The sequence below is a fragment of the Streptomyces sp. NPDC005262 genome, from assembly GCF_042872425.1.
Taxonomy (GTDB): domain Bacteria; phylum Actinomycetota; class Actinomycetes; order Streptomycetales; family Streptomycetaceae; genus Streptomyces.
Map to the genome: position 1 here is coordinate 88756 of NZ_JBIAKK010000009.1, position 20186 is coordinate 108941.

Consider the following 20186-nt stretch of genomic DNA (forward strand, 5'->3'; position numbering starts at 1 on the left):
TTCATTACGCCCCTGACCTGGGGTTTTCTCCGCTCGGTGCACCGTCACGCTGCGTTGTCAGTGGCGGGTTCTAGTGTGGCAGCACTGATCGAGGAGCCCGCCGCGAAGCGGGCTGTCCAGGTGTGGAGGGGGCGAGCCGGTGCGGCGCTGGGAGTTCGTCGAGAGCAGTGCATCGAAGTTCTGGGAGACCGGGGCCGACGGCGCCGTGGTGACGGTGCGGTACGGGCGGTGCGGAAGCGACGGGCGCACACAGAGCAAGGAGTACGCGTCGGCGGACGCCGCTCAGGAACAGGTCCGTAGGACGATCGCTGAGAAGGAGCGCAAGGGCTACCGGGAGGTGGGCGGGAGCGCGATGGCCACCGAGGCGCCCACGCAGGCCGCCGACGCGACCGTGGGTGCGCTGCCCGACGAGAACACCTTCGAGCTGCCGGCCGCCTGGCGGCGCCAACTGCACCCGCGGCGCGGGGGTGTGCGGCGCTCCGCGGGCAAGGCCTCACAGGAAGCGCTGGACACGGTGGAGCGCAGGCTCTCCGAGGAGCAGGGGTGGATCGCCGAGTTTCTGGCGGCTCCGGGCAGCGACGACCGGCTCGTCGACTCCGCCCGGGCGCATCTGGCCGGCAGTCCCGATCCCGTCGGCGCGGCGGTCCTGGCCGCGGTGGTCGGCCTCCACCCGTTGACACAGGCGGCATGGGCGGACAGCTGGACCGAGGAGTACGGGCTGCCCTTCGCCGCCCGGGCGTCCGTCGAGCTCTTCACGGTCGAGGCGCACTGGACCCAGCAAGGAACACGGCGGTACGACCCGTGGCTCGAGGCCCTCACGGGCCACCGTAACGGGTACTGGACGAGGGCGCGCCGGCCGGCCGCCGACCGGATCCGGGCCCTGCTCGCCAACGCCGACGAGGAGACCTACCGGTCGACGGTCGCCGCGCTCGCCGGCTGCCGCGACGATACGGTGCGCCGGATAGTCGTGTCGTACCTGATGCCGAGCGAGACGGAGTGGGTGGCCGAGCTCTGTGCGAACCCGCAGGTGATCGCGGAGAGCGATCAGACCCTGCGCTCCATGGTGTTCTGTACGCTCAACTCATCCGAGCAGGTCGGCCGGCTCGCGGAGCGGCCCGGCGTCGGCTGGTCGGTCGCACTGATCGGGACGGTCGCGGAGGGCGTCGGAACGGCGATCGCGCCACTGCTGGCCGACCGCATGAGCGACCGTCACAACTCCGACTATCTGAAGCTGATCGCGAACGCACTCGTGGAGCTCCCGTCGGACGAGGCCTTCGGCCTTCTCCTCGCCCACTCGGACGCGAAGCACGTCCGGGCGGCGATGCTCAAGGCGGCCCACCGCTATCCGGTACGCGCGCTGAGGCTGTTCGCCGCAGCCGTGCGCGACGGTTCGGGCCCGGGCTCCGCCGAGGCGACGCGGCTGCTGCTCGCCGGACACGTCGGCGCCCACCGCGAGCTGGCGGAGACGGTGCTCCCCACGCTCGACGCCGACCTGACCGCGCTGGTCGATCCGCTGCTCAACCCTGTCGGCCGGGTCTCCGACGCCTCCTCGCAGACGCTGCCGGAACTGCTGGTGTCCCCTCCGTGGTCCCGACCGCGCAAGCCCACCCGCACGACGGTCGTCGACGGGCTGACGGCCGAGGCCGAGCCGGGCATCGTCTGGCTGCCGGGCGAGAAGGAGAAGTGGGCTTCCTGCCGCACCTGGCACAACCGCGAGCGTGAGCACACGTACGCCGACGCGAAGTACTGGGAGGAGCAGGCGGCTTCGTACGCGGCGACGGAGACCCTGACCAGTCTCCAGCCCGCCTGGATGTTCCTGCACGGCCCCGAGGAGACGGTCCGGCCATGGCTCGGCAAATGGGCCCCGGACGATCTGTGGGACGCCGAGGAGACACTCAAGCCGGTCGCCGCCCGCTTCGGGCTCGACGCACTGCCGGTGCTGCTCCGTGCGGCACCCCACCAGCCGGGTTCGCTCGCCTCGCTGTTCCTGCCGTACGTGGATGTTGCGGTGGCACGCCACATGGCGGACTGGTCGGTACGGCTCAAGTCGGTGGCGGCAACGGCCCGTTCCTGGTTCGTCCGGCACGGCGCCACGGCGGCCGCCTACCTGGTGCCGGACGCGGTCGGCAAGGCCGGGGCCGGCCGTCGTGCCGCCGAGCAGGCGCTGCTGCAGATCGCCGCGGTCCACGGGGACGCGGTGGTGCGGGAGGCTGCCGCCGGATACGGCGCCCCTGCGGCAGGGGCGATCGACGAACTGCTGTCGGCCGACCCGCTGGAGCGGGCGCTGCCCGCCAGGATGCCGGTCGTGCCCGCGTGGGCGGAGCCGGCCCTGCTGCCGCAGATCCGGGTCAGGGCCGGCGGCGCGCTGCCGGAGGAGTCCGTCCGGCATGCCCTGATGCTGCTGGCGCTGTCCCGGCCCGGGGAGACCTATCCGGGGGTGGTCGTCCTCACGGATACGGCGGAGCCGGAGTCGCTCGCCGCGTTCGCCTGGGCACTGTTCGAGCAGTGGCGGCTGTCCGGGATGCCCGCCAAGGAGTCCTGGGCGCTGCATGCTCTCGGGCTGCTCGGTGACGACGGGACGGTACGCAGCCTCACACCGGTCATCAGGGCCTGGCCGGGCGAGGGCGCACATCACCGGGCGGTCGAGGGTCTCGATGTGCTGGCGGCCATCGGCACCGATGTGGCGCTGCTGCATCTGCACGGCATCTCGCAGCGCGTGAAGTTCAAGGCGCTGAAGGTACGGGCCCAGGAGAAGATCGCCGAGGTGGCCTCGGGGCTGGGGCTGACCGGCGAACAGCTCTCCGACCGGCTGGTGCCCGACTTCGGGCTGGACGCCGGGGGCTCGACGGTCGTCGACTACGGCACCCGCCGTTTCACCGTCGGCTTCGACGAGCAGCTGCGGCCGTACGTGCTGGACGGCGACGGCAAGCGCCGCAAGGATCTGCCGATGCCGGGTGCGCGGGACGACGCGGAGCTGGCACCCGCGGAGCGCAAGCGGTTCATGGCGCTGAAGAAGGATGTGCGGACGGTCGCCGCCGACCAGGTGCGGCGGCTGGAGGCCGCTATGGTGGCGCAGCGTTCCTGGACGATGGCGGAGTTCCGTGAGCTGTTCCTCCGCCACCCGCTGCTCTGGCACCTGGTGCGCCGGCTGGTGTGGCTGAGCGAGACCGACGGGGTGACCACAGCGTTCCGCGTGGCGGAGGACCGTACGTTCGCGAATGTCGAGGACGACCCCTTCGAACCGTCGGACGGGGCGGCGGTACGGATCGCGCACCCGCTGACGCTGGGCGAGGAGCTCGGCGGCTGGTCCGAGGTGTTCGCGGACTACGAGATCCTGCAGCCGTTCCCGCAGTTGGGGCGTGCTGTGTTCCGGCCGGCGGACGAGGAGTCAGGCGGTCACCGGCTGACCCGGTTCGAGGGGCTCAAGGTGCCGACGGGCAAGGTGCTCGGGCTGGAGCGGCGCGGCTGGGAGCGGGGTGTGCCGCAGGACGCCGGGGTCGAACGGTGGATCTCCAAGCAGCTCGCCGACGACGTCTGGCTGGTGATCGCGTTGGACAGCGGTATCGCGGTCGGGGTCGTCGACATGTTCCCGGACCAGACCCTCGAGACGGTGTGGCTGGACGCGCAACCCGGCGACCACTACCCGCTGCGCACCTATCCGTTGCGGTTCACCGACCTCGAGCCGGTGACCGTCTCCGAGCTGCTGGCCGATCTGACGGAGCTGACCGAGGGCGTCGCGTCATGACCGTGAAGACGCATGGGGAGCCGGTGCCGGACAGCCGGTCCGGCGGGCCGTACGACGGTGTGGAGGCCGGGCCGTCGGTACAACGGCCCCCGGCCGAGGTCCGGTATGCCCAGGAGCTGGCCGCGCTGCGCGCCGACGACCGCGATCCGCGGCCGCCGGGCTGGGAGTTGAGTCTGCGGGCGGCGCGCAGGTTCGTCATCGGTGACACGGACGCGGGTATCACCCGGAAGTTCGTCGGCAATCCGTCGCTCGTCGACCGGGCGCTGGTGACCCTGGCGACGAGCCGTGGGCTGATGCTGGTGGGCGAGCCGGGCACCGCCAAGTCGCTGCTGTCCGAGCTGATCGCGGCGGCGGTCAGCGGGGACTCGACGCTGACGGTGCAAGGTGGCGCGGCCACCACGGAGGACCAGATCAAGTACGGCTGGAACTACGCTCTGCTGGTCGCCGAGGGACCGTCGACACGGTCGCTCGTTCCGGCGCCGATGCTGCGCGGGATGGCGGAGGGCCGGCTCGTACGGTTCGAGGAGATCACCCGCTGCCCGCTGGAGGTGCAGGACTCGCTGCTGTCGCTGCTGTCCGAGCGGGTGGTGGCGATCCCCGAGCTGACCGGTCCTGACGGCATGGTCTTCGCCCGGCAGGGCTTCAATGTGATCGCGACGGCCAACACCCGGGACCGGGGCGTCAACGAGATGAGCGCGGCGCTCAAGCGGCGGTTCAACTTCGAGACGGTGTTCCCGATCCCGGACCTGGACACCGAGCTGGCGCTCGTCGAGGCCGAGGTGAGCACCCTGTTGCGGCGCTCGGGCGTCGAGCCGCCACCGGACCGGGACGTCCTGGAGGTCCTGGTCGGTACGTTCCGCGAGCTGCGCGCGGGCGTCGGGTCGGGCGGGCCGGACGGCTCGGGTGCGGGCCCGGACCGGCCCTCGACCGTGATGAGCACGGCGGAGGCGGTCTCGGTCGCCCATGCCGTCGGCGTACGCGGCTGGTTCCTGCGCGGCGAGCCGGGCAGCGCGGCCGATGTGGTGGCGTGTCTGGCCGGTACGGCTGCCAAGGACAGCCCGGAGGACCTCGCCCGGCTGCGCCGTTACCTGGAGCAGCAGGTGCCACGCCGCCGCGGCCCGCAATGGCAGGCCCTGTACGACGCACGCCATCTGCTGGCCGACTGATGGCTGCCGTGTTCCTGGGGGTGCGCCACCACTCCCCCGCCTGCGCCCGGCTCGTCGAACGGACCATCGAGGAACTGCGCCCCGCCCACGTGCTGGTGGAGGGCCCGGCCGAGATGAACGCCCGACTGGACGAGCTGCTGCTCGGGCACGAGCTGCCGGTCGCGGTGTTCAGCCACTACCGCGACGGGCATCGGGCCGCGACGTCCTGGGCGCCGTTGTGCGACTACTCGCCGGAGTGGGTCGCGCTGCGGGCGGGCCGGGCGGCGGGGGCAGAGGTCCGCTTCATCGACCTGCCGGCCTGGCATCCGGCGTTCGCCGAGCGCGCCAACCGGTACGCCGACGCGGAGGTCCGCTACGCAGAGGCCACCGAGCGGCTCTGCCGGCACTTCGCGGTGGACTCCTCGGACGCACTGTGGGACCGGTTGTTCGAGGTGGAGCCGGACGCCGGTCTCGCCGCACGTCTCGACGCGTACTTCGCGCTGGTGCGCGGCGACGCGGAGGCCGACCCGGGTGACCGGGCACGCGAGGCCTATATGGCGGCATGGGTGCGGGCGGCGGTGTCTGCAGCCGGGGAGCGGCCGGTGCTGGTGGTGACCGGTGGCTTCCACCAGCCGGCGCTGCGCGCGCTCACCGGGATCCGAGGCTCCGACAGGATCGTCGACCCCGCTGTCGGTGCTGTGGAGACTGCCGGTGCTGCCGGTGGTGCGGGCGAACCTCCCTTTGACGGCGGTGGGGACGGTTGGGCACTCGGGGCGGACGGGTGGCCGCAGGTGCCCGCTCCCCCGCAGGAGGCACGGGCGGGGAGTTTCCTCGTGCCTTACTCGTTCCGCCAGTTGGACGCGTTCGCCGGCTACCAGTCGGGCATGCCGTCGCCCGGCTACTACCAGCAGGTATGGGACGCGGGCCCCGAGGCTGCGGCGGACGGGCTGCTGCGGACGGTCGTCGAGCGGCTGCGGGCCCGGAAGTTCCCGGTGTCCACCGCCGATCTGATCGCCGCACGCAGTCTGGCCCAGGGGCTCACCGCGCTGCGCGGCAATCCGCGTCCTGCCAGGATCGACGTGCTGGACGGTCTCGCGGGTGCCCTGATCACGGACGACCTGGACCGGCCACTGCCGTGGACGAGCCGGGGCACGTTGTCGACGGGCAGCCATCCCGCGGTCGTCGAGATGGTGGCGGCATGCAGCGGCGACCGCACCGGGCGGTTGCATCCCGCCACCCCGACGCCACCACTCGTTCACGATGTGGCGGCGCAGCTCGCCCGGCTGGGACTCGACGGCGGTCACGACTCCTCGTACCGTCTCGACCTCACCGACGCCACCGATCTGGAGCGCAGCCGGGTGCTGCACCGGCTGCGGGTCCTGGGGATCCCCGGTCACGGGCGGACAGCCGGTCCCGAGCACGGCATCGACCCGGTGTTCACCGAGCACTGGGAGCGTCGGCCGTCGCCGGGGCGCGAGGCCGCGCTGGTCGAGGCGGGGGCGTACGGGGCGGGACTGGCGGAGGCGGCAGCAGCCGTGCTCTCCGAGCGGACACAGGACGCGGAGGCCGGCGCCGACGCTCTGGCCGTGGTTCTGTTCGACACCGTGCTGTGCGGCGTGGGCGACCTCTCGGAGCGGCTGCTCACCGAACTGGCCGCGCGCGTCGGCGAGCTGAAGGCGCCGGGGCCGCTCGGCGACGTGCTCGCCACGGCTCTGGGCCTGTGGCGGCACGACCGCGTGTACGGGGTGGCGCGCGGCCCCTTGCTCGGCGCCGTGATCGACGGGGCGACGGAACGGCTGCTGTGGCTCCTGGAGGGCGCGCGCGGTGCTTCGGGGGTGGACCTCCCCCGGTTGCGGGCCGTGGTCGCGGTGCGGGATGCGGTGCTGCACGCGCCGGAGTTGCTTGCCGTGTCGCGGCGGACGGTGGCCGCGATCTCGCAGCGGATCAGCCGTGACCCGGACACCCCGATCGATCTTCGGGGAGCCGCATTCGGCCTGCACCGGGCGCTGGGATCGGCTTCGGGGATATCGACGGATCCGGTCGAGGCGGTGCGTGCGGTGGCGGTGGCCGGCCCGGATGCGCTCGGCGACTGGCTGGCCGGGTTGTTCGCGCTCGCCCGTGACGAGGTGACGGGTGCGGTGGAGAGCGCCGGTGGAGCCGGCGGCGTCACGGGGTCGCTGGTCGATGTGCTGGACGGCCTGGTCTGTGCGCTGCCGGACGGCGACTTCCTGTCGGGTCTGCCCGCGCTGCGTCAGGCCTTCGCGTTCTTCCCGCCACGTGAACGCGAGCGGATCGCCGGACAGTTGCTGGAGCGGCGCGGAGTGCGCGGCTCGGCGCGCGGTCTGCTGCGGACCACCGCGGACCCGCTGCTGATCGCCCGCGCCGGCGCCCTGGAGGAGAACGTGTCCCGTGTGCTGTCCCGTTACGGCCTGGGAGCCGCATCATGACCACGACACCCGAACCGACGACGCCCGACGCCGGGCTGGAGCGCTGGCGGCTGATCCTCGGCGCCGCCGCCGAACGGCACACCGGACCGCTGGGGCAGGGCCCCGCCGCGCGGGATGCGGCGCTCGACTGGCTCTACGGCCGTGACCCCGACCTCGCGCGGCGCGGGGTGCGCCGTTCGGGGACGAGCACCCGTCGCACCGGTGGGGACGGGCCTTCGCCGGTGACCGCGATCGACTGGCTCGACGACATCCACCGGCTCTTCCCGAAGGAGACCATCGAGCGACTGGAGCGGGACGCCGTCGAGCGGTACGGCATCCAGGAGATCGTCACCGACCCCGCGGTTCTGGAGCGGGTCGAGCCGAGCCCCACACTGCTGCGGGCCGTGCTGCGCACCAAGCACCTGATGAACCCGCAAGTGCTGCGGCTCGCCAGGCGCATCGTCGCGTCGGTGGTCAGAGAGCTCCTGGCCAAGCTGCAGCCGGAGGTCCGCCGGGCGTTCCACGGCACCCGCTCCCGCAAGCCGAGCCGGGTGCCGCTGGCGAGGGACTTCGACTTCCGGCAGACCGTACGGGCCAACCTCGCCCACTACCAGCCGGCGGAGCGTCGCCTCCTGATCGAGCGGGCGCACTTCCACTCCCGTACCCAACGCCATCTCACCCAGTGGCAGTTGATCCTGCTGGTGGACCAGTCGGGTTCGATGGCCGGCTCGGTGATCCACTCCGCGGTGACGGCCGCCTGCCTGTGGGGGCTGCCGGGCCTCAAGACGCACCTCGTCGCCTTCGACAGCAATGTGGTGGACCTGACCTCCGAGGTGTCGGACCCGGTGGAGCTGCTGATGCGGGTCCAGCTCGGCGGCGGCACGGACATCGCGCGGGCCGTGCAGTACGGCGCGGATCTGGTGGAGAACCCGCGCCGCACGATCGTCGCGCTGATCACCGACTTCTACGAGGGCGGCGACTCCTACCGGCTGCTGCGTACGGTGCGCGGGCTGGTGCAGCAGGGCAGCACGGTGCTCGGCATGGCCGCGCTGGACGAGGACGCGAACCCCGACTACGACCGCGAGCTGGCCGGTCGGCTCGCGGAGGCGGGGGCACACATCGGGGCGATGACACCGGGCCGGCTCGCCGAATTCGTCGCCGAGAGGCTGGGCCGGTGACTGAAACGACCACCGGTCCCGCGCCCCGCGCCGACCTGCTGGCCCTGTCCCTCGACACGCTCGCCGCGCTCGCCAACCGGGGCCTGGTCAAACGGGCCACGAAGGAGCTGGCCGCCGGCACCGCGCCCAGCCTCACGACCGAGCCCGACGCCGCGGTCCGTGCTCGTTTCGACGACGGCATCACCGCGGTCCTGCCGCCCGGCGCCGGCCTGGACAACGGCAGCTGCAGCTGCGCCGCACCGGGCGTGTGCCGCCACCTGGTCGCACTCGTCCTCGCCTATCAGCGTGACGCGGGGGCCGGGGCGGACGGCGCCCCGGCCCCCGCCCCGCTCACCGACTGGTCCCCCGGCGCCACCGACGACCGTGCGCTGACCGATGCTCTCGGCGCCCGCGCACTCGCCGCGGCCCGTCGTACCTTCGAGCGTGGCTACGGCGCCCTGGTGCACCGCCCCACGGCCGAGCTCCCGGAGCCCTGGGTCGAACTGCCCACCTGTACGGTGCGGTTCCCGGTGCCCGGCGAGATCGCGTACGCGCTGACGGACGCGGCCGCCGCGGTACGGGACGAGATGGTGGCGCTGGCGGTCTGGGCGTTCCGGGCGGCCGACGAGACGGGGACCGTGGACAGGTCCAGCACCGTCCAGGTCGGCGGGAGCCCCACCGCCCGGCCCACGGACCGTTCCGAACTGGACGCGGCGGCTGCGCTCGCCGACGAGCTGCTGAGGGAGGGGGTGGCCCACGCCGGCCCGGTGCTCCGAGGTGCCCTGGCCCGTGCCGGTGACGCGCTGACCGCCGGTTCGCTGCACTGGCCGGCCGGGGCGGTCGCCGAACTGACCGGCCAGCTCGCGGCCTATGCCGAACGCACCGCCCACCACCGCCCCGAGCTGGTCGCCGCCCTGCTCACCGAGGTCCATGCCCGGCGCCGGGCCGCCGCGGTACCCGGTGCGCTGGGCACCCGGGAGGCCGGGGACACCCCGCTGCGCCGGGTCCGGCTCACCTCGCTGGGCTGCCGGGTCCGCGGCACCGCCGAAGCCTTGGTCGCCGAGGTGTTTTTCGCGCACCCCGGCGCGGGCACCGTCCTGGTCCTGCGCAGGGAGTGGACGGCCGGCGACGGCCGGGAGCTCACCGGGCACCGGCTGGCCACCCGCCGTGTCCTGTCCACCTCGCTCTCCGCGCTCGCCACCGGCAGTCTGGTCAGTGAGAGCGTCCGGCGCACCGCGAGCCGCGCCCTGACGATCGCCCGCGGCCGGCTCGGAACCACGAGCATCACGCCGGTCGGCGCCGCGTGGACGGATCTGCCCGAGCCCGTCCTCGTACGCGATCTGTCGGCTCTCACGGCCGGTTGGCGGGGGCGGCCGCCACGGCTGATCCGCCCGAGGGTCGAGGCCGAATCGGTGCGGGTAGTCGCCCTGTCCGAGGTGGGGAGCATCGGTTACGACCCCGCCGAGCAGCGCCTCGAGGCGCGTGTCCGGGACGCTGCGGGAACCTCCGCCGTGCTGACGTCCGCCTATCGTCCGGAGTGCCCGGGAGCGCTGGACGCCCTGGCCGACGCGCTGGAGAGTGGCGCCACGCATGTCAGCGGTTCGGTACACCGCTCCGGCGGCGGCATCGTCATCGACCCGATCGCGGTGCTCACCCCGGCCGGGGTGACCGTGCCCGATCTGGCCGCCGGTGACGGCTCCACGACCCTGGCGGCGGCCGGAAGCCGCTCACCGGATCCGCTGGCCGCAGCGCTGGACGAGGCGATATCCGCGCTCGCCGCCGCGGCCCACAGCGGGCTGTCACGGCCGACCGCCCCGACCCGGTCCCGTATCGACGAGGCGGCGACCGCCCTGTCCCGGACCGGGCTGGCCCGCGCGGCGGCATTGCTGCGCGCGTTCCTGAACGCGCTGGACGGGCAGGCCGAGACCCGGCGGACCGCCGCCTGGCTGGAGGCCCAGCTCCACCTCCTGGTCAGCAGCGAGCTGCGGGCCGACGAAAGCTGACGACGTTCCGGGGCGGGCAACCGCGACCCGGTCAGGCCCGGTTCAGATAGGCGAGTCCTGGATGAGCCTTCGTGTACCCGTCGACGAGTCGGCGGGCGACCGAGACCGAGTCGACGAGGGGGTGCAGTGCGAAGGCCTGTACGGCGGTGGCGCGTGAGCCGGTTGCCGCCGCATCGAGGACCGCGCGCTCGACGGCTTTGACCGCCGTGACCAGGCCTACGGCGTGATACGGGAGGGGGTCGACGGCTACCGGGTGGGCGCCGCCGGCGTCGACGAGGCAGGGGACCTCGATGACGGCGTCCGCGTCGAGCACGGACAGCGTGGTGCGGTTGCGGACGTTGAGGATGAGGGACGTCCGCTCGTTTCGGGCGACGGCCCGCATGAGGGCGAGGGCGACCTGCTCGTACCCGCCGGACTCCAGATCGCTCTCGTCCCGCTCACCGGCCCCAGCGACCTCCCTGTTCTCCGACATGTAGGTGGCCTCGCGCTCGGCCCGGGTACGGTCCCAAGTCGGCAGGGCGGGGGTGGCCGGGTCCTTCATCCGGGCGTAGAAGCCCTCCTGCTGGTCCCGGAGGAAGGCGCCGCGGGTCTGCTCGGCGTCCTGGTAGGCGCGGACGGCTTCCCGGTTGAAGTAGTAGTAGTGCAGGTACTCGTTGGGGATCGCACCGAGCGAACGCAGCCAGTCGGTGCCGAAGAGCTTGCCCTCCTCGAACGAGCCCAGCAACTCGGGGTCGGCGAGCAGACGCGGCAGTTCGTCGCGGCCGTCGATGTGCAGCCCGCGGACCCAGCCCAGGTGGTTGAGGCCGACGTAGTCGATCCAGGCGCGGTCGGGGTCCGCGCCCAGGGTCCGGGCGATGCGGCGGCCGAGGCCCACCGGCGAGTCGCAGATGCCGATGACCCGGTCGCCGAGGTGGCGTGACATGGCTTCGGTGACCAGGCCTGCCGGGTTGGTGAAGTTGATGACCCAGGCGTGCGGGGCGAGCCGGGCGATGCGGCGGGCCAGTCCGTCCGCCACGGGGACGGTGCGCAGCCCGTAGGCGATGCCGCCCGCGCCGACCGTCTCCTGGCCGAGCACGCCTTCGTCGAGGGCGACCCGTTCATCGGCGGCACGGCCGTCGAGGCCGCCGACACGGATGGCGGAGAAGACGAAGTCGGCGCCCCGCAGAGCCTCGTCGAGCTCGGTGGTGGCGAGAACGGTGGGTGCGTCCGGCACCCCCTCTGCCTGATCGGCGAGGACGCGGGCGACGGCGGTGAGCCGGTCGGCGTCTGTGTCGTAGAGGGTGACGTCGGTGACGCGGCCTTCGGCGTGGTCGGCGAGCAGCGCCCCGTACACCAGGGGGACCCGGAATCCGCCGCCGCCCAGAATTGTCAGCTTCACGCTTCCGCATGGTACGGGCCCGTAGCTCCGTACCGGGCCCGCCGCCGTCAGCGCGGCAGCGGGCGAGCCGGTGGCCCCGGACTCCGAGTTCCGGGACCACCGGCCCGTGACTGCGCTCGTGTCGACCGTGCCGGTCGTGGCGCGGACAGCCGGTCAGTAGCCGCTCCACCAGCGCGTCACCGCACGCCAAAGCCTCGCCGGTGCGGCCGGCCTGCGCTGGCGCGGGATCCGGCCGGCTGCCGACTGCCCCGCGGCCGTGTTTTCCGGCGTCGTCTCGGTCTGCACCCCGCCCCCCTGCGCGGCACCGGCCCCGCCCGGGACGGCCTGCGCCCCCGCACCGGCCGGAACGGACGAGGGCGCCGGAGCGTGCACCGTCGCGGGCGGCGTGTACCGGCCCGGCGACTGGACTTCCCAGCTCTCCCGCACGGGGTTACGCCGGCCCGTCGACGGCGGTTCGTCGTCGTCCTGGGGCGGGCGGGCGGCGAAGTCCGCGGGCAGTTCCACGAGATGCCGGGACATGATGTTCCCGATCCACTGCAGCTCGCCCTCGTCGACCGCCAGTTCGAGGTCCGGCAGGCGCATCAGCAGGGCGTCGACACCGACGTCCGCGATCGCTCGCCCGATGTCCTGGCCGGGGCATTCGTGCGGGCCGCCACTGAACGCCAGATGGGCGCGGTTGCCCTCCATGTTGGCGCTGAGATCGGGACGTACCACCGGGTCCGTGTTGGCCGGGGCGATGCCGACGATCAGCGCGTCGCCCTCCCTGATGCGCTGGCCGCCGAGCTCCGTGTCGCCGACCGCCCAGCGGCCGAACACCGCGGTGAACGGCGGTTCGTCCCACAGCGTCTGCTCGACCGCCTCCGGCACCGTCATGTGTCCGCCGCTGAGCCTGGCACGGAACCGGGGGTCGGTGAGCACCATGCGGAGCACGTTGGCGATCAGGTTGGCGGTCGCCTCGTACGCGGCGATGAGGATCAGCCGCAGATGCTCGGTGACCTCGGTGTCGGTCATTCCCGCGGGATGCTCGACGAGCCAGGTGGCGAAGTCGGAGGCGGGTTCGGTCCGGCGCCGTTGGACCAGCCGGCTCAGCGCGGCGACGACGTACGCGTTGCTCGCGACAGCGGTCGCCGTGCCCCGGGTCATGTCGCGGGCGGCCTGCACCATACGGTCGTTGTACTCCTCGGGCATGCCGAGGATCGCGCACATCACCATCATCGGCAGCTGCTCGGCGAACTGGCTGACCAGGTCGACACGGCCTTCCTGGCAGAAGCCGTTGACGAGGCGGTTGCTGAAGCGGTTGATGTGACGGCGCACGCCGCGGTGGTCGATGCGCGCCATGCTGTCGGTGACGGCGCCGCGCAGCCGTTCATGGGTGTCGCCGTCGGCGAACACGCACACCGGCTGCCAGGTGAAGATGGGGGCCAGCGGGTGGTCCGGGGCGACACTGCCGTCCTGCAGGGCCCGCCAGCGCCGGGAGTCGCGGGAGAACTGCGAGGGGGTACGGGTCATGTGCAGGTTCTCGCTGTGCCCGAGCACCAGCCAGGCGGGTACGTCCCCGTGCAGCAGGATCGGTGCCACCGTGCCGTGTTCGGCGCGCAGCTTGTCGTACAGCCCTGCGGGGTCCTGCTCCGCCTCGGGGCCGTAGAACCGGCGCAGCCCGCCGGGTCCGATTCCGAGGCCGTGGGCAGGGCACTCGGGCGGTGGAACCGGCCCCGTGGCCGCGCCGGGCTCGTAGTGGAAAGGGGTTGTCACGATCGCTCCAGGGGTGAGGCTGCCGAGATCGGATGTGTACGGGCGAGGGATCGAGCGGGTGCCGAGAGGGTGTCCAACGGGGTGCGCGTGGGGGCGTGCACGGTGCGCTGCGGTGCGGTGGGCTCAGCCGAGCGGGACGGCCAGGCTGTGCAGATAGCGCATCAGGGTCATCAGCACATCGCGGCTGGACGCGCGCAGTCTGGCGTCGCAGTCGATCATCGGAACCTCGTCCGGCAGATCCAGGGCGCTGCGCAAGGCCTCGACCGGGTGCTTCGGGGCGTCCGGGAAGGTGTTGACGGCGACGACGAACGGCACGCCGCGCTCCTCAAGACGCCCGATGACGTCGAAGCTGACTTCGAGGCGTCTGGTGTCGATGAGGACGACGGCGCCGAGCGCGCCCTCGAAGAGGCCGTTCCACAGGAACCAGAAGCGTTCCTGGCCCGGGGTGCCGAAGAGGTAGAGGATCAGCTCGTCGCTGATGCTGATCCGGCCGAAGTCCATGGCGACGGTGGTGGCGGTCTTGCTCTCCACCCCGAAGTTGTCGTCCACGCCGACCCCGGCCTGGGTCATGGTCTCTTCGGTGGTCAGGGGCCGGATCTCGCTGACGGAACCGACCATGGTCGTCTTGCCGACCCCGAACCCACCGACTATCACCACCTTCACGGCCGCTGTGGCCGTGGTGGGCAGGATGTCCTCGGTCCTGGGGCCGGTGATCGTGTCAGAGTTTCTGAAGTCCATGCATCACCGCTTCGAGAAGTGACCGGTCCGGGAGTGTGGCGCGGACGATGGGCGCGCGAGATTCGATCAGTTCGGTCGTGAGGAGATCGGTGAGGAGCGAAGTCACCACGCTGAACGGCAAGCTGAGGTAGGCCGAGATCTCGGCGACGGATAACGGCGCCTGGCAGAGCCGCAGGATCACGGCCTGTTCGGGCTGGACCGTCGGCGTCGGTTCCACCTTCGCGACGATCATCGTGACCAGGTCGAGCGCCGCCCGCTCGCTGCCGTCGGGATCGCCGGTGATCACATACAGCCGTTCCGGATCGCTCAATGGCGGATCGGCCTTTCGGCGTTCTCGTCGGGGAGAACTCATCCGGCCTGCCCGTCATGACGCGGCGGGCTCGTGAGGTGGGCGCCGATCCTGACGACCATGTCGCGCATCCGTGCTCCGACGAGTCCCGCATCGACCGTCTCTCCGGCGAGCACCGCGAGGTACGCACCGGTCCCGGCGGCCATCAAGTAGAAGAAACCGCCGGTGACTTCGATGACGACGAGTCGCATCATCCCGTCGCTGTAAGGGATTTCGGAGGCGACGGCGGCGGCCAGGCTCTGCAGTCCGGCGCAGGCGGCCGCCAGCCGGTCGGCGACATCGGGGTCGCCGCCGTGCCGGGCGATGCGCAAGCCGTCCGCGGAGAGCACCACGATCTGATGGATGTCGGGAACGTCGTCGGCCAGTTCCTTGAGCATCCAGTCCATATTGCCCCGCTGCTGGATCACTTCAGATCTCCCTTGTCCCACGCATCGTCAGGGTCTTCGTCGGTCTTCGGCTCCTGCGGCACGCCGTTGACGGCGTTGGTGAATGCCTCCAGCCAGAGTCCGGGCGGCGGCTCCTTGGCGCTCTCGCTACCGTTGCGCTGCCCTGCGGCGGGTGCGGCCGACTGCGCGGGGAGATTGTGTGAGCCGAGCGGTGCGCGGCCGCGACTGCGGCGCTGCGGGAGACCGCCGGCGGTCCACTCGGTCACAACGGGGGCGTCGTCCCCCATGGCGGACGCGGGGGCAGCGGGCCGGGAGTCGGAGGCGACCGGTCCGGTGGCCGGGCGGGATTCCACGGCGAGAGGCTGCCGGCGCTTGCTGCGCGGCGGAACGACGTGCTTCATGTTCGAGAGGTCGATGTCACTGGTGGGTCTCGACGTGGCACCGATGCCGTGGGCGATACCGGGTGCGGGGCCGGTGGTGATCATGGCGCGGGGCACGATGAGGACGGCGCGGACCCCGCCGTACGCGGACTGCCGCAGCGAGACCTGGAGGTCGTACATCCGGGAGAGCCGGCCGACGACGGCCATGCCGAGTCGCGGGGACTCGCCGAGATCGTTCATATTCGATCCGGCCTGGGCCCTGGCGAGCATGTTCTCCGCCCGGTTGCGGGCCTCCTCGCTGAGGCTGACGCCCCCGTCCTCGATCTCGATGGCGATGCCGGACTGCACCTCGACCGCGGTGACGTGCACCCGGGTCTGCGGCGGTGAGTAGCGGGTGGCGTTGTCGAGGAGCTCGGCGCAGGCGTGGATGAGCGGCTCGACCGCGGTGCCGATGATGGCGACCTTGGCGATCGAGTGCAGATCGACGCGCGGGTACTCGAGGATCCGGGACATGGCGCCACGCAGAACGCTGAACAGCGGTACGGGCTTGGGCCATTGACGGCTGGGGCGGGCGCCGCCGAGCACCGCGATGGAGTCGGCGAGGCGGCCGATCAGCGCGGTGCCGTGGTCGATGCGCAGCAGGTCGTCGAAGACGTCGGGGTTGCGACCGTGGTGCTCCTCCATCTCCCGCAGCTCGGAGGCCTGGCGGTGGACGATGGCCTGCACGCGCCGGGCGACGTTGACGAAGGCGCGCTGCGCGGAGTCACGCATCGCTTCTTCGTTGTCGATGATGTCCAGCACCGTGCGGACGAGGGCGCGTTGGGCATCCGGAAGGTCGCGGTACGTCTCGTCGGCGTCGACGACGTCGCGCAGTACCTCGTCGGGCGAGTTGCCCACCCGGAGCCGGTGGATCGCGGCCGGCAGCAGCTCCTTGCTGATCCGGATGGCCTCTTCGTCATGGGTGGCGAGCCGATGTTCAAGGACGGCGAGGCGACGTTCGTAGTCGGCGCGCTGCCTGCGCATCGCGCGGCCGCGGCGGGCGAGTACGACGCCGAGTGAGGTGACCACGACGGTGGCGGCGGCTCCGCACCAGACAACTGCCATCCGCGTGGGCTCGGAGACCAGTGCCGCGGCGGCGGCGGTCGCGCCGGCCATCAGGAGCACGGGGAGCAACGCGGCGCGAGCAACGGGAATTTCTCGGTCGATCGGCGGTGATTCAACTCGAACCATCTAAGACCTCTGACGGTTGATTCGGGAGGTATGCGCGCATCCAGGGCGCGCAGGAACAAGCGCTCGAATTCATATCAACTCGACTTCACTGCGCGTGAGCATAGCCAGATAGAAACAGTGCCTCGGCATATTCACCCAACCCCCTGCGCGAGCGCTCCGCCGGTAATACACTCACGAGTTTTCGCACGCACCGCCTTCAGTCGTGCGCGAGGAGTGACGAAGCGCTGAAACGCGAGCGATATGACGCCTCTCGTGCCACTCTGCGTGACATTGCCAGGACTTACTTTCGAAGAGAGGTGCGGCGGCAGTCGCACTGACGGAACGCTTCCATTCCTGAGTGACCCAGTCCGCCCCTCCCTTCGGGACCCAGGCACATGTGATCGAAACGGATCGAGAGGCACAGATTCATGACCGACGGACGGGTGCACGGCGAAGTCGCGACAGTGACAGGCGGCGTCGGCGCGGACCTCGGCCGCGTCCTCACCCCGCAGGGCGCGACGGTCGTCGCTGCCTGAGCAAATCGATCTCCGTCGAACCGCCGCCGGAGCCCGCTGCCCACGCCCGGCGCGATGGAGCGACCGCCGCCGCTGCTGACCGACGCCGAGCTCGTCCGCCTTGCCGTGGCGCAAGCCCCGCTCCGCAGGTACAGGTCCAGGTACGCCGCTCGCGCAGCGCGACCGCGAGGTCTTCCAGGTACGTGCCCCACGGCGTCCCGCCCACCGGACTGCTCGGCATCACCGCGGCGGTCACCTGTCTCGGGGTTCCGCTCGGCAGGCTCAGGGGTAGAGGCCGGCCCGGAAGGTGAACGAGACGAGTTGTGCTCGATCACGTGCGCCGACCTTCGTCATGGCCCGCACCGCATGCGTCTTCACGGTGAACGGCGACACGAACAACTGGGCCGCGATCTCGTCGTTGCCGAGACCGCTTGCAACGAGAACGACCACGTCGCGCTCCCTGGGTGTCAGCGCGCCGAAGCGTCGCAGCAGTTCCTGGTCGATCACCGGTGGCGGACTTTCGGTCATGTGACCGATGAGCGCGGCCGTCGCGGCGGCCGACAGCGCACCGCCACCGCCAACGACCTCGGTGATTCCGGCGACGAGTTCAGCAGGGCTCACGGTCTTGCTCAGGAAACCGTTGGCGCCCGCGCGCAGGGCGGCGAGAACGATGTCGTCCTGGTCGAAAGTGGTCAGCACGATCACCCGCGTCTTTTCGGGTGGATGCTCTTCGCGGATCCGGCGGGTGGCTTCGACACCGTCGATGCCGGGCATCCGGATGTCCATCAGGACCAGGTCGACGGGGTGGTCCCGGAGGAAGGGGACGACCTGGAGTCCGTCGGAGAGATCACCCGCGACGATGAGACTCGGGTCGAGCCGAAGCATCGCCCGGATCCCGGCCCTCATGTCGTCCTGGTCGTCGACGATCAGAATCCGCGTCATCGGACGACGGCTCCCAGGGGGCTGAACTCCGCATGGACCCGGAATCGCCCGTCGTGACTGTCGATCGTCAGCCGCCCGCTGGAGGACTCGACGCGTTCGCGCATCCCCACGAGTCCGAGTCCGCTGCCCGAGTCGGAGCCGCGGGGTGAGCGACCGACGCGATTCTCCACGGTGACGCAGATCCTGCCGTCGCGCTCGCGCACATCCACCGTTGCCGTCCCCTCTCCATGCCGGTAGGCATTCGTGAGTGCTTCTTGAACGACCCGGTAGACCGTCACGCCGACGCTGGGCTCCACGAAACCGGCAGGGATGTCGATGGAGGGTCGGATGCCGAGGCCGATGCTTTCGAAAGAGGCGATAAGTCCTTCCAGGCCGCTGAGCGCCGGGGTCGGCCGGAGCGCCTCGTCGTCGAAGACGTCGTCCCCGAGGCGGAGGAGCGCGAGGATGCGTTGCGTTTCCACGACGACGGTGCGGGCGCTGGACCTGGCCGAGACGAGGGCCTGCCGGGAAGACTCGGCATCTTCGGGCAGCCCGATCTCCGCTGCACCGAGGTGCATGCTCAGCATCGCGACCTGGTGACCGATGACGTCGTGGAGGTCTCGGGCGATGCGGAGTCGTTCCTCGGTCACTCGTCGGGTGGCTTCGATCTCACGGGTGGCGATGGCGCTTTCGGCCCGTTCCTCCAGGGTCCACCAGTGGTCTCGATGGATGCGCAGCGCAGCCCCTGTCGCACCTCCTGCCATGGCTGAGAAGAGGGCGGCGGCTCCCACGACCGCGCCGCCACGGAATCCTCCGACCGTCATGAACGCCCCCAGGAAGAACGCCGCCACGATGCCGGTTCCGGCCAGCGGCTGCTTTCCCCTGAGGGTGACCGAGAACAGCACGAGCACCGCCATCATCCACACCGACAGGGGGTCGTGGCCCACCGCTGTGACGGCGAAGGACGCCGCGCTCGTCACGACCAGTCCTGCCCACGGCTTCCACCATGAGAGGGCGACACCGCCGCCGGCGAGGAGCACGGAGAGGGCCGTCGACCACTCCGCCCCTCTCAGTATCACTGCCACGATCTGCCCGGTGAACACCAGCGCGGCCACTGAATAGGCGACTCGGTGCAGCACCCCGGGGCGGCGGACCCACAGCGGTGCCGCGGGCCCGTCCTGACTGTTCTGCGCCTTGACCATGAGCTGATTCTCGTTCACGTGTGCGGCGGCCGTGTACTTCGAACGATGTAGACGGCGAAGCTGCTTCGGTCGATGGATGCGGCGGAACTCATTCCGTCGAAGTGGATGGCAGAACTACTTCGTTCGAAGTACACGGCCCCTCCCGAGGCCGCTGAGACTCGTCATCGAGGCGACCGTCTCACACCGTCACGATCACAACGGGACACCTGATGACTCACACCACCGTAACTTCGACAACTTCGACCACGGACACGACGACGCCTTCCGGGCTCCGATCGCTCTACCTGATCCGAGTCGTCTTCTCCCTGATCTGGGTGGCACTCGTCTTCACGACCTCCGCCTCGCTCGTGTCGACGGACCGGCCCACAGTGATCGCGGCCGTGCTACTCATCGTCTACCCCCTGTGGGACGTCATCGCCACGCTCCTCGAGCGTCGCCTGGCCGGCACCGGCTCCACGAACCGCGTCAGTGCCATCAACATGGTTCTCGGCCTCGCCACCACCGCCGGAATGATCACCGCTGTCTTCTCCACCATCGGGACGGCCCTTCTCGTGTTCGGTGTCTGGGCCCTCCTTTCCGGAGCCATCCAGCTCGTCGTAGCGATCCGGCGCCGGCGCACCGTCGGCGCCCAGTGGCCCATGGTCATCAGCGGCGGACAGTCTGTCCTCGCCGGTGCCACCGTCGCTGCCACGTCCGCCTCGGCGACGAGCAGCCTGTCCACCGTCGCCGGATACTCGGCCTTCGGCGCCTTCTGGTTCCTTGTCTCCACCATCGCCCTGAGCATCCGCAGCCGACGCGAACAGCGTTGACCACCGCCGACCACCTGCGGAGAGACATGACCATCGACATTCGGCTGAACAACGGAATCGCGACGCCCGCC

General features: G+C 71.3%; 14 protein-coding genes. 6 read left to right on the forward strand and 8 right to left on the reverse strand.

Annotated features, from left to right (window positions below):
- Window positions 1–139 precede the first annotated feature (139 nt).
- From ACFYP5_RS22640 to ACFYP5_RS22660, 5 genes are read left to right on the forward strand one after another with little or no spacing between them, the layout of a single operon-like run.
- On the forward strand, window positions 140–3745 hold the full coding sequence (locus tag ACFYP5_RS22640; RefSeq protein WP_389038864.1) for a DUF4132 domain-containing protein: 3606 nt from the start codon (window positions 140–142) through the stop codon (window positions 3743–3745).
- A complete protein-coding gene (locus tag ACFYP5_RS22645) occupies window positions 3742–4911 on the forward strand; it encodes an AAA family ATPase (protein WP_389038866.1) in 1170 nt (389 codons plus the stop codon). The genes ACFYP5_RS22640 and ACFYP5_RS22645 overlap by 4 nt, the downstream gene beginning before the upstream one ends.
- Window positions 4911–7337 (forward strand): DUF5682 family protein, encoded by a 2427-nt coding sequence (locus ACFYP5_RS22650; RefSeq protein ID WP_389038869.1) that lies wholly within the window; start codon window positions 4911–4913, stop codon window positions 7335–7337. Before ACFYP5_RS22645 ends, ACFYP5_RS22650 begins: the two co-directional genes overlap by 1 nt.
- On the forward strand, window positions 7334–8494 hold the full coding sequence (locus tag ACFYP5_RS22655) for a VWA domain-containing protein (protein ID WP_389038872.1): 1161 nt from the start codon (window positions 7334–7336) through the stop codon (window positions 8492–8494). Before ACFYP5_RS22650 ends, ACFYP5_RS22655 begins: the two co-directional genes overlap by 4 nt.
- Window positions 8491–10476 (forward strand): hypothetical protein, encoded by a 1986-nt coding sequence (locus ACFYP5_RS22660; RefSeq protein ID WP_389038875.1) that lies wholly within the window; start codon window positions 8491–8493, stop codon window positions 10474–10476. The genes ACFYP5_RS22655 and ACFYP5_RS22660 overlap by 4 nt, the downstream gene beginning before the upstream one ends.
- Before the next feature lie 31 nt (window positions 10477–10507).
- Here ACFYP5_RS22660 and ACFYP5_RS22665 read toward each other — a convergent pair whose 3' ends face one another.
- From ACFYP5_RS22665 to ACFYP5_RS22700, 8 genes are all read right to left on the reverse strand, one after another.
- Window positions 10508–11854 (reverse strand): 6-phospho-beta-glucosidase, encoded by a 1347-nt coding sequence (locus tag ACFYP5_RS22665; RefSeq protein WP_389038878.1) that lies wholly within the window; start codon window positions 11852–11854, stop codon window positions 10508–10510.
- Window positions 11855–12007: 153 nt separating this feature from the next.
- Window positions 12008–13606, reverse strand: a complete 1599-nt coding sequence (locus ACFYP5_RS22670; protein WP_389038881.1) for a cytochrome P450 — start codon at window positions 13604–13606, stop codon at window positions 12008–12010.
- Between the two features lie 123 nt (window positions 13607–13729).
- The gene (locus ACFYP5_RS22675; RefSeq protein ID WP_030980449.1) at window positions 13730–14344 is read right to left on the reverse strand and encodes an ATP/GTP-binding protein; all 615 of its coding nucleotides are present in this window, start codon (window positions 14342–14344) and stop codon (window positions 13730–13732) included.
- Complete coding sequence (locus ACFYP5_RS22680; protein ID WP_389038884.1) at window positions 14325–14696, reverse strand: DUF742 domain-containing protein; 372 nt, start codon at window positions 14694–14696, stop codon at window positions 14325–14327. Before ACFYP5_RS22680 ends, ACFYP5_RS22675 begins: the two co-directional genes overlap by 20 nt.
- Window positions 14693–15100, reverse strand: a complete 408-nt coding sequence (locus ACFYP5_RS22685) for a roadblock/LC7 domain-containing protein (protein WP_030929977.1) — start codon at window positions 15098–15100, stop codon at window positions 14693–14695. The genes ACFYP5_RS22680 and ACFYP5_RS22685 overlap by 4 nt, the downstream gene beginning before the upstream one ends.
- Window positions 15097–16689 (reverse strand): sensor histidine kinase, encoded by a 1593-nt coding sequence (locus ACFYP5_RS22690; protein ID WP_389038887.1) that lies wholly within the window; start codon window positions 16687–16689, stop codon window positions 15097–15099. The genes ACFYP5_RS22685 and ACFYP5_RS22690 overlap by 4 nt, the downstream gene beginning before the upstream one ends.
- Before the next feature lie 776 nt (window positions 16690–17465).
- Window positions 17466–18125, reverse strand: a complete 660-nt coding sequence (locus ACFYP5_RS22695) for a response regulator (protein WP_389038890.1) — start codon at window positions 18123–18125, stop codon at window positions 17466–17468.
- The gene (locus ACFYP5_RS22700; protein WP_389038893.1) at window positions 18122–19306 is read right to left on the reverse strand and encodes a sensor histidine kinase; all 1185 of its coding nucleotides are present in this window, start codon (window positions 19304–19306) and stop codon (window positions 18122–18124) included. Before ACFYP5_RS22700 ends, ACFYP5_RS22695 begins: the two co-directional genes overlap by 4 nt.
- Window positions 19307–19515: 209 nt before the next feature.
- Between ACFYP5_RS22700 and ACFYP5_RS22705 the strand changes: the two genes are divergently transcribed.
- Window positions 19516–20115 carry a DUF308 domain-containing protein gene (locus ACFYP5_RS22705; RefSeq protein ID WP_389038897.1) on the forward strand — a complete coding sequence of 200 codons (600 nt, stop codon included), beginning with the start codon at window positions 19516–19518 and terminating at the stop codon, window positions 20113–20115.
- The last annotated feature ends 71 nt before the right edge of the window (window positions 20116–20186 follow it).

Excerpts from the sequence above, each read along its gene's own strand:
- ACFYP5_RS22690 (WP_389038887.1), bottom strand. The coding sequence starts at position 16,689 with ATGGTTCGAGTTGAATCACCGCCGATCGACCGAGAAATTCCCGTTGCT.
- ACFYP5_RS22645 (WP_389038866.1), top strand. The coding sequence starts at position 3,742 with ATGACCGTGAAGACGCATGGGGAGCCGGTGCCGGACAGCCGGTCCGGC.
- ACFYP5_RS22650 (WP_389038869.1), top strand. The coding sequence starts at position 4,911 with ATGGCTGCCGTGTTCCTGGGGGTGCGCCACCACTCCCCCGCCTGCGCC.
- ACFYP5_RS22700 (WP_389038893.1), bottom strand. The coding sequence starts at position 19,306 with ATGGTCAAGGCGCAGAACAGTCAGGACGGGCCCGCGGCACCGCTGTGG.
- ACFYP5_RS22675 (WP_030980449.1), bottom strand. The coding sequence starts at position 14,344 with ATGGACTTCAGAAACTCTGACACGATCACCGGCCCCAGGACCGAGGAC.
- ACFYP5_RS22705 (WP_389038897.1), top strand. The coding sequence starts at position 19,516 with ATGACTCACACCACCGTAACTTCGACAACTTCGACCACGGACACGACG.
- ACFYP5_RS22655 (WP_389038872.1), top strand. The coding sequence starts at position 7,334 with ATGACCACGACACCCGAACCGACGACGCCCGACGCCGGGCTGGAGCGC.
- ACFYP5_RS22680 (WP_389038884.1), bottom strand. The coding sequence starts at position 14,696 with ATGAGTTCTCCCCGACGAGAACGCCGAAAGGCCGATCCGCCATTGAGC.
- ACFYP5_RS22695 (WP_389038890.1), bottom strand. The coding sequence starts at position 18,125 with ATGACGCGGATTCTGATCGTCGACGACCAGGACGACATGAGGGCCGGG.